We start from the raw sequence: 12,354 nt of genomic DNA on the forward strand, positions 1-12,354 counted from the left end.
TTTATCATTCTTTTTTGGCGTTTTCATTTTTTGTAAGTTAAATATTTATAAAAACCTTGTAATATTTCAATTGTATAATATTTCATTTATAACAATTTTAGAGTTTTTACGCGGTGAAATTATGGCGTTTTTGATTGATTTAAATTTGTGGGAAAGATTTCACGACAATGTGGAAGCGATGATTGAAAATTTTGTCGAATATCTTCCTGAGATTGTTTTTGCTTTGATTATTTTTATATTAACATTCATTGTCGCTCAATTCATAGATAAAAAAATTACCAAATATTCGGCCCGCCTTCAAAAAAGGATGCGCGTGGGACCGACGAAATTCGTGATGTTGCGTCACGTCATCATCGGTTTGGTTTATTTGATCGGTTTGGTTTTGATTTTCTATACGATTCCGCCGCTTCAAAAATTATCAACGGCGATTTTGGCAAGCGTCGGCGTCCTGGGTATCATTTTCGGTATTGCGGCGCAGGATTCGTTCGGAAACCTTATTTCCGGAATCGCGCTTGTCTTTTTCCAGCCTTTCCGCATCGGGGATTTGATTACGGTCGGCAGCAATTACGGCCGCGTCACGGACATTAATCTGCGGCAGACGACGATTAAAACAAGCGACGACCGAATTATTCTGATTCCGAATTCTGTCCTGAATAAAGAAACCGTTATCAATTGGACTTACGACGACACGGTTGTGCGCTGGTCTTTTACGATTCAGATTTCCTACGAGTCAGACATCGACCGTGCGCGCGCGATTATGATTGAAGAGGCGCGCAAAAATTCGTATGTTTTGTCAAAGGAAGTTTTGGCGCGCCAAAAGCCAGGAACAAGCGAAGATGTCCGCGCGCGCGTCTCGGATTTGGCAAGTTTCGGTGTTAATATTTTATTGGATTTCTGGGTGAACGACCGCGACAACGCTTATTCCGCCGAATACGCGATTCGCGAAAACATCAAAAAGAGATTTGATAGCGAGCCGAATGTTTCAATTCCGCTTCCTCAATATGTTTTGTCAACCGGCGCGCCGCTCGGCGTTCAATTAACCGACGCGAACGCCGCCGAAAAAAGCGACGTGAATGGGAATTTGAATGATGAAACGGTTGTTTGAAACCGTTTCAATTCATTTATTTCTTTTTTATTTTCGTTTTTTATTAAAATCGCTCTTCTTTTTCAAATCATTTTTAAAACTTACACCGCTCACGCGCGCAGCGTGCTGCGGCGCAATTTTCATCCGTGACTTTATATATCATGACAGTCATTATCACGGTTATTCTGTGAATACATTTTATCAAAATTTAAATTATCTTTTAATCATTTATTAAAAACAAAAGCAAGTGTCATTATGAAATTTTGGGACCCAAAAATTGAAACGATGAATCGAAAGGAGATGGAAGCGCTCCAATTTAAGCGTTTGAAAAAGTCTGTGAAAACGGTTTACAGAAACGTTCCGTTTTACAAACGCAAATTCGATGATGCCGGCATCAAACCCGAAGACATTCGTTCGCTTTCCGACGTTTCCAAATTGCCGCACACGCTTCGAACCGATTTTACCGACAATTATCCGTTCGGCATGTTCGCCGTTCCGATGGACGACATCATCCGTATTCATTCGTCATCGGGAACGACCGGAAAACCCAAAGTCGTCGGCTACACGAGAAGCGATATTGAAAACTGGGGCAACCTTTTGGCCCGCAATTTCACGATGGTCGGCTTGTCTCACAAAGATATTTTCCAAAATTCCGTCAACTACGGCCTCTTTACAGGCGGCCTCGGCATTCACAATGGCATTGAAACACTCGGCGCAACCGCCATTCCGGCCGGTACCGGAAACACCCTCCGCCAGCTTGAAATGATGGTTGATTTCGGCGTCACCGCGCTTCACTGCACGCCGTCGTACGCGCTTTACCTCGCGGAAACCGCCGTTGACAACAATCTTGTCGGCAAACTCAAACTCAAAACCGGCTGCTTGGGCGCGGAACCCTGGTCGGAAAATATGAGGAAAACAATCGAAGACATGCTTGAAATCAAAGCTTACGACTCCTACGGTCTTTCCGAAATGTTCGGCCCGGGAATCGCTTTTGAATGCCCCTGTCAAGACGGCATGCACATCTGGGACGATCACTTTTTGGTGGAAGTTTTAGATGAAAACGGCGACCAAGTCTCCGAGGGTGAAAAAGGAGAACTCGTTCTCACATCGCTCACGAAAGAAGGATTAATCAACATCCGCTACCGCACCGGCGACATCACAAGATTGCTTGAGCCCGAATGCGAATGCGGCCGCTGCTCAACGCGCGTGTCGCGCATGATCGGGCGCGCCGATGACATGATTATCGTTCGCGGCATCAACGTTTTCCCGACACAGGTTCAAGACGTGATTTCCAAAATTCCGGAAGTGACGAATCAATTCCAAATCATTTTGACCCGAAACGCCAAAAATTTAGATGAAATGACGGTTCAAGTCGAACTCGAAAAAGACGCGTTCACCGACGATTTAATCAAACTCGAAAAAATTCAGCAGCGCGTTGTCAATGAATTAATGAACGTCCTTTCCATTCGAACCGGCGTCGATTTGCTCGAATTCGGCAGCATTGAAAGAACGGGCGGCAAAGCGAAAAGAGTGATTGATAACAGAGCGCCGCTCTGATTTTTATTTTGGGTCATGATAAGAACAACCAAATAATTTGGTGTTAAAATCATGACTATGCAATTGAAAAATAAATACATTTTTCGTTCTAAAATTTCTGAAGCTAAATTTAGACAAATTGTGAAACTTTTTGTTCTGGATTTAGATGCAACTCAAATATCCCAAATTACAGGTGTAAGCCGTATTACGATCAACAGATACCTCATGGCAATCCGCGAGCGGATTGCCGGATTCTGCGAAGCAGAATCCCCTTTTCAAGGAGAAATTGAAGTTGATGAATCCTATTTCGGCCCGAGGCGTGTAAAAGGAAAGCGGGGACGCGGCGCAGGCAGCAAAACAATTGTTTTTGGGATGAGAAAAAGGAATGGAAAGTCTATACTGAAATCGTTCCGGATTGTTCTAAATCAACTTTACAATCAATTATCCGAGGGAAAGTTGATCTTGATAGTGTTATTTATTCTGATAATTGGCATGGATATGATGGATTGGTAGATGTTGGTTATGATAAACACTATCGAGTAAACCATGGTAAAAATGAGTTTGTAAATGGGAAAAGTCATATTAATGGGATTGAAGGATTCTGGGGCTATTCAAAATCCAGGATGAGTAAACATCGTGGAGTTCATAAAAAGTATTTTTACCTTCATTTAAAGGAATGTGAGTTTAGGTACAATTATAGGAATGAAGATTTATATCAAAAAATCCTAAAAATCTTGAGAGAAAATCCTCTATTCTTATCTTGACCCTTTATTTTTTATTTGTCGTTTTATTAAAAAAGAAAATCCGCGCAAAAGCACGGATTTACATTTTTTTATTTTTTTTTTTTTTTTTTTTTTTTTTGTTTTTGTTTTTCAGCGGTACATCGTGTTCAGCGCGCGAAGCAAAACTTCGGGCTGCTTATTGTAAGGTGTAACCGGCAAGACTTTTTTATTTGACCCCGTCAGCTTGTAAACGGCGTAACGCGCGGTTCTGACGGAATATTCTTCCGTAAAAACCATGTCTTTCGGAATTTCGACAAATTGACCGATGAGCGCGAAATTTTTGGAATTTGCGGGAACGACTTTCGGCCTGTCCGCTTTGGCGCGGCACTGGAAAAGCGCGTCAATGTAAGGCATCATACACGGAATCACATTCACGACATCTTTCATAATGTCATCAATTTCTTCTTCAAAATGAAGGTGATGCAAAAGTTCCGTTAAAATTTCCTCGCCGGTGCAGTCAATCATCGGTTTTTTCACGAAATCGCCGAAACGATCGGTGTAAAGGCCGTAGCCCCAAAAGATTGTTTGATTTTCCGGCTGATTTTTAAAATGCGGCTGCGCGGCAACCACAATTGACATGCGCCACGCCGAATCTTTAAAAGTCATCAAAGCGCCGCTTCCGGCAATATTTCTGGAAAACTTTTCAATCATTTTCAAAAGCTTGTCGCCGTTTGAAGTAACGGTAAAGGATTCCCATTTCGTTTCATCGGGATGCCCGAAAAACGGTTCGGGATTTCCGAATTCGCTTCTTTTGGCGGCAATTTTTCTCCAAAGATCAGCCGACGGCGGGTTTTCGGGAAGATAGCGCGCCGGTGTTTTGAAATCGCCTTCATCGGAATTGTCCGTAATGCAGCCGCATGTCAAGAAACACATGTCTTTCTTTTTCAGGCTGATCGTGCCGCTTTTATTGCCGCGCTTGTAATGAATTTTTGAAACCGCGATTTCATCGCCGTCTTTAAAATCAATATCTGTTACAGTGCATTTCAAATCAAAATCAACATCATGCTCTTCCAAATACTTTTTCAGCGGCAGAATCAGCGAATCATATTGATTGAAACGCGTTCGAGTCACGCCTTCAAGCGTTTGGATTCTGGAAAATTCATAAATCATTCTGTTCATGTAACGCTTCAGCTCGCAAACGCTTGACCATTCCTGAAACGCGAAAGTCGTCTGCCACATGTACCAGAAATTCGTCGTAAAGAAATGCGGCGAAAACCAATCGCGGATTCTTAAATTGTCCAAGTTTTTCTCCGGTTCAATCATCAATTTTGTTAATTTCTTGCGGTCATTGCTGTCAAATCCCATCGACATGACGTCTAAAACGTAGCCGTTTTTGTCAACTAAGCGCGCGTTTGCGTGCGTCGGATGTTCATGATCGAAATCCAAGATTTCTTCCGTGACGGAAATTCCGGGCTGTTCCAATGAAGGAATTGATTGAAATAAATCCCAAAAGTTTTCATACGTTTCTTCGTTTAACATACGGCCGCCGCGGCAAACAAACCCTTTTTCAGGCGTTCCGATGCCGTCGTTGCTGCCGCCGAGGATGTTAAGCGTTTCCATGATGTGAATATTTTTACCTTTGAAACCGAAATCACGAATCAAATAAACGGCGCCTGCCAAAGAGGCGATGCCGCCGCCGATAAAATAAGCTTGTCCGCTGAGTTTTTCTTTAACCATAATTTAACGACCTGATTTTTTATGAGAAACGATGAAAATTTTGATTTCGTTTCTTTTATAGTCTTTAAATTATTGATTTTATTTTATATATATGTATTTTAAAATACTCAATTATACGGTTAAACAATTAAAAAACGAATTCGGTAATATGAATTAAAATTATAAAAATTAAAATTTGTAAAAATCATAAATAAAAAAAGCCGGATAAATCCGGCTTTGTTTTAAAAATCAGAAAATATCTTCGGGTTCGAAGTATTCCGGCGGGTGCTGGCAGGACGGGCATTTTGCCGGCGGTTCTGTGCCGTAGTGAACGTAGCCGCATTTCATGCATTTCCAGTGAATCGGCTCGTCTCTTTTGTAAAGCGTTCCGTTTTGAAGCTGTTCCAAAAGTTTTTCGTAGCGCTGTCTGTGGTGTTCTTCGACTTTTGCAATCTGGCGGAACATTCTGGCAATTTCCGGAAGACCTTCTTCATCGGCAATGTCCGCGAATTCGGGATACATTGTCGTTGTTTCATATTCTTCGCCGTCCATTGCGGTTTTTAAGTTCGCCGCCGTGTCGCCGATGCCGTTGAGCTTTTTAAACTCATCTTTTGCGTGCTGCATTTCATTGAGCGCCGTCTCTTCAAAGACTTTTGCGATAAACGGATGACCTTCGGATTTTGCGACTTTCGCGAAATAATCGTATTTGTTTCGTGCCTGACTCTCGCCGATAAAGGCTGCTTTTAAATTCTCTTCTGTTCTTGTCATTTTAATCCACCTTTAATATTTTTAAAATGTTTTTTGAAATTTTGTATAAGTAGCGGTTTTAATAACCTCTATTTTTATTGTTTTTGTTTTATTGTTTTAATTATATTTATATTTTGATATGGGTTATAACTGTAAACGCAAAGCTCTTCGTTTGCTTTGATTTTCATAAAAGATAAAAGCGGATTTAATTTAATCCGCCGTATATTTCGGGTGCCGCGTCCGGCGCAGCCTGCGTGTTTTGCACGACTTCTTCCTGCGGAATGCAGTCACAGCATTTGCCGACGAAAATTAAATTCGTGCTTTCGATTTTAAAATTCGGAATCTTGGCGTTGTTTTTAATGTAGTCCGCAATTTCTCTGTCGTGAAGGTCAAAAACACCTTTGCAGATTTTACAGTAAACGTGGTGATGGAAGCTGATGTCCGCATCGAAGTGCGCTTCGTTGCCGACTTCGAATTTTAAAATTTCGCCGTCTTCGGCCATCGTATTTAAGTTGCGGTAAACCGTTGACAAACTGATTGTCGGAATATCCTTTGAAACAACTGCATAAACCGCTTCTGCCGTCGGGTGAGATTTGGTATTCATTAAATATTCCATAATTTTCATTTTTTGAACAGTATTTCTTTTAATCATGTTTTCCCTGCACAAATTGTATAATTATAATACCCCTGGCTATATTATCAATTTATATAATATTTATAGTTTGTTTACAATCTTTTCTATTAAGCTATTTTCTTTCGTTTTTGTTTTAAGAAAATATCCTTAATTGGTAATTATTTTCAATAACTCACATATTCTATTTATACTTTTTTCATTTCCCGACGATTAAAAACGATTAAATATCATCCGTTAATTGATGCAGATATGCTTACTTTCATCGGATTGGGTCTTTTTGACGAACAAGATATTTCACTCAAAGGTCTTCAGGCTGTTCAGGCGGCAGATCTCGTTTATTTGGAATTTTATACTTCTTATCTCATGGGAACGACAATCGAAAAGATGGAAGAGCTTTACGGAAAACAAATCATTCGCCTGATGCGCGAAGATGTCGAACAAAATCCGGAATGGCTGGAAAACGCCAAAACTCAAAACGTCGTGTTTTTGACCGGCGGTGACACAATGGCATCGACAACGCACGTCGATCTCAGAATCCGCGCGAAAGACATGGGCATTGAAACTCGCCTGATTCATGGCGCTTCAATCACCTCCGCCGTTTTCGGTTTGTCCGGGCTTCAAAATTATCGTTTCGGAAAATCCGTCAGCATCCCGTTTCCGTATGTCAGCAGCCGCGGAAACCGCGTTGTCACGGAGACCCCGTACGACACGATTAAATTCAATCTGGAAAACGGACTTCACACGCTTGTTTTCTTAGACATCAACAGCGAACACGGTTACATGACGGTTCAGGAAGCTTTATCATTGCTTTTGGAAGTCGAAGAAAAAAGACAGGAAGGCATTATGGAATACCAAATCGCGATCGGAATTGCGCGCGCCGGATCCGACACCGTTTCGGTGAAAGCGGATTTCGCAAACAACATTGACGCTTTTGATTTGGGCGAACCGCTTCAGATTTTAATCATTCCGGGAAAACTTCATTTCATTGAAGCCGAAGCGCTCGTCAAATTGGCAGGCGCTCCGAATCGTTTGCTTGAAGATTTTGAGTAAAATTTATAACCAGAGGAATCCAAAATGCCGGCAGATCTTTACGAAAAAACATTGCGCTATGAAAAACTTTTAGCCGCCGCCCTTGAAAAAGCCGTTCCGTCTTCGATTGAAGCGTCTCATATGAGAGCCGTTGCCGAAGATTATCGCACGATGGCAGACTCTTATCATAAAGACGGCCTTCATTTTCTGAAACAAGAGGATTATGTCAACGCTTTGGCGTCTTTCAGTTACGGACACGCGTGGCTGGACGCGGGCGCGAAGCTCGGTGTTTTTGATGTGGACGACGATGTTTTGTTTACAATTTAATGACAACAAATTGTAAATTTTATTTACAATTATATGACTTACAATTTAACAACAATTTTATTCAAAAATTTTTAACAATTTAACTTTAATACTAATCATTCATTATTGAATTGAATTTGTCCGAAATGACGGATGTTTAATAGAGATTAACTCGTGGAGACGATGAAGATGCCGAATTATAATGTATTTTTGGAAGGAGCCTGGCTTGTAAAAGATGTTGCAACCGGTGAAGACGCGATCGGAATTGCAATTTCCGAAGCCGGTAAAAGATTAAACCCGAAATTGGAGTTTGTCGGCGTGGATGTCGGCACCATGAACTGCGCCGGCTGCGATGAGGAGATGATGAGCGTTTACGTTGTTGCTGACACCGCTTTGGTCGGTTTGCTTTTCCAAATGAAAGTTTACGAAGCCGAATCCGAAGAACATGCTTCAAGAATCGCGACGTCCGTCATCGGAAAAGCACTTCGGGACGTGCCGTTAAAAGTTGTCGAAACCGACGAGTTTGTTTCAGACAGCCGCCCGCCGAGACCGGCCGGCGACCGCCGCGAGAGAGGCGAGCGTTCTGACAGAGGCGACCGCGGTGAACGCCGTGACAGGGGCGACAGAGGGGAACGCCGTGACAGAGACGGCGACGGCAGAGGTGACCGCCGCGAAAGAGGCGAGCGTTTCGAGAAACCTCACCGCGATGAAAATAACGAAAATGATGCGGATTTTGAATAATTCCGTCATTTTTATATATTTTCATACATTTTAATTTTATATTTCTGTAATTATTTTTTAATTTTTCTTTCTTATTTTCCAGGTGAGTTTATGAGTCAAAAAATTTCCGTAACCGGTCACACTTCTATTGATTATTTGTTATCTGTTGAAGAAATGGCGGGGCCCAACGCCTCATCTCCCGTTTTGGATTGTCAGGAATATTTCGGCGGCGGCGCGGCGAACGTGGCTGCGGCAATCGCTTGTTTGGGCGGCGAGGTTGAATTGCTTTCTCCCGTCGGCAACGATTTTTCTCAAAAAGGATATGATAAGCAACTGAAAAATTTCGGCGTGGATCTTTCAAAACTCTACTGCATTCCGGATCAATCGCTTTCAAAAGCGTTTATCATCACAGACGCGCACGCCAACCAAACGACTTATTTTTATTGGGGCGCCGCCGCGAAATTGGCTGAATTGGAACCGCCGCGCGTTCCGTTTGTTCATATGGTAACGGCCGACTGTTATTTTAACGCGAAAATGGCGCAAGCCGCTGATTTCGTTTCTTTTGATCCGGGGCAGGATTTGGCGACTTATAAAAAAGATCCGTTGAATACGATTTTGGAAAATACCGACATTTTATTCGCCAACCGTCATGAAATCAAGCGTGTTATGGAAGTTTCGGAAAAAACGTTTGACGAACTCAAAAACATGATTGGTTTAATCATTGTCACTTGTGATAAAGACGGCAGCGTTCTTTATGAAAATGAAATCGCTGACGGCAAATGCGTCAATTCCGTCAAAACACAAATTAAAACCGTTTTGGCAAAGTCGGTTGACCCGACCGGCGCGGGCGATTCATACAAAGCCGGATTTTTAACGGCATATTTGAAAGGATACGCGCCGAAAATTTGCTGTCAAGTTGGCAGCGTCGTCGCGTCTTTTGTCGTTGAAAAAGTCGGCTGTCAAACGAATCTTCCGAGCTGGGACCAAATGAAAGCGCGTTATGCCGCTCATTTTCCGATTTCGGATTTGGAATAATTGAAAAAATAATTTACTTTGAAAATTTTGGTATTTTTATGAAAATCGCGGCATTGGTTTCAGGCGGCAAAGATTCGGTTTTTGCAGTTCAAAAAATGATTGAAAGCGGACATGAAATTGTTTGTTTCATTTGCCTTGTTCCCGAAAATAAAGAATCTTATATGTTTCATTCAATCAACACGGATTTGGTGAAATTCATCGCCAATGCCGCCGATATTCCTTTAATTTATCAGCCGACGTCAGGCGTTAAAGAAGAAGAATTAAACGAAATGAAAGACGCGTTTTCAATCGCGATTTCAAAATATCGCGCCGAAGGCGTTTGTTCCGGCGCAATCGAATCCGAATACCAGCGCAGCCGCGTTCAAAATATTTGCGATTCACTCAACCTTTCCGCTTTCGCGCCGCTCTGGAAAGCCGATCCCGTTTCGCTTCTGTCCGAAATGATTGAGTCCGGAACAGACATCCGATTCGCGGCGGTCGCAGCAGACGGCCTTGACGAGCGCTGGCTCGGCCGACAGCTGGACCGGCAGGCGCTTTCCGATTTAATCAAACTTCATGAAACGAAATACGTTCACGTCGCCGGCGAAGGCGGCGAATTTGAAACCGCAGTCCTTGACGCGCCTTTTTTCAAAAAGAAAATTAATCCCGTTCAAACCGAAATTCGGTGGTATGGCAATCGCGGTTTTTATGATATTTTAAAAGCGGAATTGATTTCAAAAGAATAAAAATCTGATAATTTTTTTCAAAATTTAATTTGAAATGTTAATAATAATGATTGAAAATAATGATTGAAATCCGAGGGTCAAAAATGGTTTCCTGTTTCAAAGAGGCGATGTTGTTTGAAACGCTGCCGTCCGGCGATGTCCGCTGCGGCGTTTGCGCGAGGCGCTGTGTGATTGCGCCCGATCAAACCGGATTTTGCCGCGTTCGAAAAAACGTCGGCGGCGTGCTTTACACTTTGAATTACGGTTACGTGTCATCGGAAGCAATCGACCCTGTTGAAAAGAAGCCGCTTTTTCATTTTCTGCCGGGAACGACAACCTATTCGCTCGGCACGTTCGGCTGCAATTTCAGCTGCCGGCATTGCCAGAATCATAAAATTTCAATGCCCGGCGAATCCGTTTATAATGCCATGTCAACCGAGTCGGGTCTCAGCCGATTCGGCGAAGTCGTCACGCCCGATGAAGTTGTTCAGCGTGCGCTTCTCCTGGATACGAAATCCGTTTCTTTTACCTACAATGAACCCGCCGTTTGGTTTGAATTCATTTACGACACGGCTGCCGCGGCAAAGGAAAACGGCCTTTATGTGATTTTGGTAACAAACGGCTACATGACGCCCGAAGCATTGGAAACGATTGCGCCTTACGTTGACGCTTACCGCGTCGATTTGAAAAGCTTCTCAGACGATTTTTATTCCGACATCTGCGCGGCGCATTTAAAACCGGTTTTAAATTCCATTCTCAAAGCAAAAGAACTCGGACTTCATATCGAAATTGTCACGCTTGTCATTCCCGGCCAAAACGATACGGTCGAAGAAGCCGAATCCGCATCATCATGGATTGTCCAAAACATTGGTGCCGAAACGCCTGTTCATTTAAATGCGTTTTTCCCACACCACCAGATGGAAAATGTGATGAAAACATCGGATTCCGTTCTTGAAAAATTAAGAACGGTTTACATGAACGCCGGCCTTGATTATGTTTATATCGGAAATACGATTTCCGAATATCAAAACACATTTTGCCCGCAATGTCAAGCGTTATTAGTTTCTCGTGTTTACACATTCGGCGAATCGATTGATCTTGAAAAAGACGACGACGGATTTCTGTGTGCCGTTTGCGGCTGCCGCATTCCGATCATTTGTCCGGGGGATATTGATTTCTGATTATTCGATTTGAAATTATTCAATTTTTATCACTTTTAAATTTCTATTATATTCTATTATCATTTTTATTATCATAAATTTGTAAATATTGAGGTCAAGTCAATGAATCTGCCTTTTCATGAAAAAAGAAGACAACAATTCTTAGATGAAGTCTATTACAAGGCCAGACTGCAGGGAGACAAATCCTTTTTAAACGGATACAAAAAAGATTTGGAAACGGATCACAGTCTGACTCTTGAAAATAAGGCCGACATGACAAGAATTTATGCCAATACTTTGCTGACAACGATTTTTACGCTTCAGTACACGGGCGGTGAATCAATTGAAAATCTCCGGAACCAATTTGACGAAGTCGTAGACGCTTATTTGGAAGCAATCAAACAGGACCGCCTCTTTCAGGACGAACCCGAACTTCCGATGTTTTTATTCGGCTATCTCGAAAATTATCTTGATGTAATACGGCTGATTTCATTTGCGATTCTGCTGCGGCGGGAAGATCGGATTGCCGATATTTATTCGCTGTTTAAAGACGGTGAGCCGGACGGCGAAGATGCTTTGGTCGAAGAATTGCTGAGCCGCTATCTGCCGGATCGCCCGTATTTATCGGAATGTTATCACGATTTATTCATTAATTTGCTGAACGTGACGGCCGATACGCCTGCGGCTGAAAAAATCGAAGATATGAAATTGTATCTGAAAGAATGGTATTCCGAAATGGAACAAACCGCTTTCTATGACAGTCATTTGGAACAGGCGGCTGACGGTTCCGGCGGTTATTACGGTTATTGGGCATTTGAAGCCGGAGCGATTGCTTATTTATACGATTTGGATGACAGCGCATTTGCGGATCATTTGATTTATCCCAAAGACTTGGTTGATTTCGCCAAAAACTTTCCGGACGCGGCGATTTAAATAATTTTGATGATTTTCTTATAATATT

Annotated in this window: 11 protein-coding genes and 2 pseudogenes; 10 read left to right on the forward strand and 3 right to left on the reverse strand. The window is 42.3% G+C overall.

The window, feature by feature from the left end; all coding sequences use genetic code 11:
• Nucleotides 1–121: 121 nt before the first annotated feature.
• From MmiEs2_RS02945 to MmiEs2_RS02955, 3 genes and pseudogenes are all read left to right on the forward strand, one after another.
• Nucleotides 122–1,105: a mechanosensitive ion channel family protein gene (locus MmiEs2_RS02945; RefSeq protein WP_316559946.1), complete on the forward strand. Its 984-nt coding sequence runs from the start codon at nucleotides 122–124 to the stop codon at nucleotides 1,103–1,105.
• A 234-nt stretch (nucleotides 1,106–1,339) separates the two neighbouring features.
• The gene (locus MmiEs2_RS02950) at nucleotides 1,340–2,641 is read left to right on the forward strand and encodes a phenylacetate--CoA ligase family protein (protein ID WP_316559947.1); all 1,302 of its coding nucleotides are present in this window, start codon (nucleotides 1,340–1,342) and stop codon (nucleotides 2,639–2,641) included.
• Nucleotides 2,642–2,698: 57 nt separating this feature from the next.
• Nucleotides 2,699–3,384 (forward strand): annotated as a pseudogene (locus MmiEs2_RS02955) (IS1595 family transposase).
• Between the two features lie 108 nt (nucleotides 3,385–3,492).
• Here the strand turns inward: MmiEs2_RS02955 and MmiEs2_RS02960 are convergent.
• From MmiEs2_RS02960 to MmiEs2_RS02970, 3 genes are all read right to left on the reverse strand, one after another.
• Nucleotides 3,493–5,079: an oleate hydratase gene (locus MmiEs2_RS02960; protein ID WP_316559948.1), complete on the reverse strand. Its 1,587-nt coding sequence runs from the start codon at nucleotides 5,077–5,079 to the stop codon at nucleotides 3,493–3,495.
• 228 nt (nucleotides 5,080–5,307) lie between these two features.
• A complete protein-coding gene (rbr, locus tag MmiEs2_RS02965; RefSeq protein ID WP_316559949.1) occupies nucleotides 5,308–5,826 on the reverse strand; it encodes a rubrerythrin in 519 nt (172 codons plus the stop codon).
• A gap of 184 nt (nucleotides 5,827–6,010) precedes the next feature.
• Nucleotides 6,011–6,457, reverse strand: coding sequence for a Fur family transcriptional regulator (locus tag MmiEs2_RS02970; protein WP_316559950.1), 447 nt, complete (start codon nucleotides 6,455–6,457; stop codon nucleotides 6,011–6,013).
• Between the two features lie 231 nt (nucleotides 6,458–6,688).
• Between MmiEs2_RS02970 and dph5 the strand changes: the two genes are divergently transcribed.
• The 7 genes and pseudogenes from dph5 (at nucleotide 6,689) to MmiEs2_RS03005 (ending at nucleotide 12,326) form a co-directional block, all read left to right on the forward strand.
• On the forward strand, nucleotides 6,689–7,489 hold the full coding sequence (dph5, locus tag MmiEs2_RS02975) for a diphthine synthase (RefSeq protein ID WP_316559951.1): 801 nt from the start codon (nucleotides 6,689–6,691) through the stop codon (nucleotides 7,487–7,489).
• Between the two features lie 24 nt (nucleotides 7,490–7,513).
• Nucleotides 7,514–7,795, forward strand: a complete 282-nt coding sequence (locus tag MmiEs2_RS02980; protein ID WP_316559952.1) for a DUF357 domain-containing protein — start codon at nucleotides 7,514–7,516, stop codon at nucleotides 7,793–7,795.
• 168 nt (nucleotides 7,796–7,963) lie between these two features.
• Nucleotides 7,964–8,302, forward strand: a pseudogene (locus MmiEs2_RS02985) (DUF555 domain-containing protein); the annotation flags it as partial.
• A 303-nt stretch (nucleotides 8,303–8,605) separates the two neighbouring features.
• Nucleotides 8,606–9,529, forward strand: a complete 924-nt coding sequence (locus MmiEs2_RS02990) for a carbohydrate kinase family protein (protein ID WP_316559953.1) — start codon at nucleotides 8,606–8,608, stop codon at nucleotides 9,527–9,529.
• Between the two features lie 38 nt (nucleotides 9,530–9,567).
• The gene (locus tag MmiEs2_RS02995; protein WP_316559954.1) at nucleotides 9,568–10,254 is read left to right on the forward strand and encodes a diphthine--ammonia ligase; all 687 of its coding nucleotides are present in this window, start codon (nucleotides 9,568–9,570) and stop codon (nucleotides 10,252–10,254) included.
• 83 nt (nucleotides 10,255–10,337) lie between these two features.
• A complete protein-coding gene (gene amrS / locus MmiEs2_RS03000; RefSeq protein ID WP_316559955.1) occupies nucleotides 10,338–11,414 on the forward strand; it encodes an AmmeMemoRadiSam system radical SAM enzyme in 1,077 nt (358 codons plus the stop codon).
• Nucleotides 11,415–11,516: 102 nt separating this feature from the next.
• Nucleotides 11,517–12,326 (forward strand): PoNe immunity protein domain-containing protein, encoded by an 810-nt coding sequence (locus MmiEs2_RS03005; protein WP_316559956.1) that lies wholly within the window; start codon nucleotides 11,517–11,519, stop codon nucleotides 12,324–12,326.
• Nucleotides 12,327–12,354 lie beyond the last annotated feature (28 nt).

This window comes from Methanimicrococcus stummii (assembly GCF_032594435.1).
GTDB lineage: Archaea > Halobacteriota > Methanosarcinia > Methanosarcinales > Methanosarcinaceae > Methanimicrococcus > Methanimicrococcus stummii.

Excerpts from the sequence above, each read along its gene's own strand:
- MmiEs2_RS02995 (WP_316559954.1), top strand. The coding sequence starts at position 9,568 with ATGAAAATCGCGGCATTGGTTTCAGGCGGCAAAGATTCGGTTTTTGCA.
- MmiEs2_RS02980 (WP_316559952.1), top strand. The coding sequence starts at position 7,514 with ATGCCGGCAGATCTTTACGAAAAAACATTGCGCTATGAAAAACTTTTA.
- rbr (WP_316559949.1), bottom strand. The coding sequence starts at position 5,826 with ATGACAAGAACAGAAGAGAATTTAAAAGCAGCCTTTATCGGCGAGAGT.
- MmiEs2_RS03005 (WP_316559956.1), top strand. The coding sequence starts at position 11,517 with ATGAATCTGCCTTTTCATGAAAAAAGAAGACAACAATTCTTAGATGAA.
- MmiEs2_RS02950 (WP_316559947.1), top strand. The coding sequence starts at position 1,340 with ATGAAATTTTGGGACCCAAAAATTGAAACGATGAATCGAAAGGAGATG.
- dph5 (WP_316559951.1), top strand. The coding sequence starts at position 6,689 with ATGCTTACTTTCATCGGATTGGGTCTTTTTGACGAACAAGATATTTCA.
- MmiEs2_RS02990 (WP_316559953.1), top strand. The coding sequence starts at position 8,606 with ATGAGTCAAAAAATTTCCGTAACCGGTCACACTTCTATTGATTATTTG.
- MmiEs2_RS02945 (WP_316559946.1), top strand. The coding sequence starts at position 122 with ATGGCGTTTTTGATTGATTTAAATTTGTGGGAAAGATTTCACGACAAT.
- MmiEs2_RS02970 (WP_316559950.1), bottom strand. The coding sequence starts at position 6,457 with ATGATTAAAAGAAATACTGTTCAAAAAATGAAAATTATGGAATATTTA.
- MmiEs2_RS02960 (WP_316559948.1), bottom strand. The coding sequence starts at position 5,079 with ATGGTTAAAGAAAAACTCAGCGGACAAGCTTATTTTATCGGCGGCGGC.
- amrS (WP_316559955.1), top strand. The coding sequence starts at position 10,338 with ATGGTTTCCTGTTTCAAAGAGGCGATGTTGTTTGAAACGCTGCCGTCC.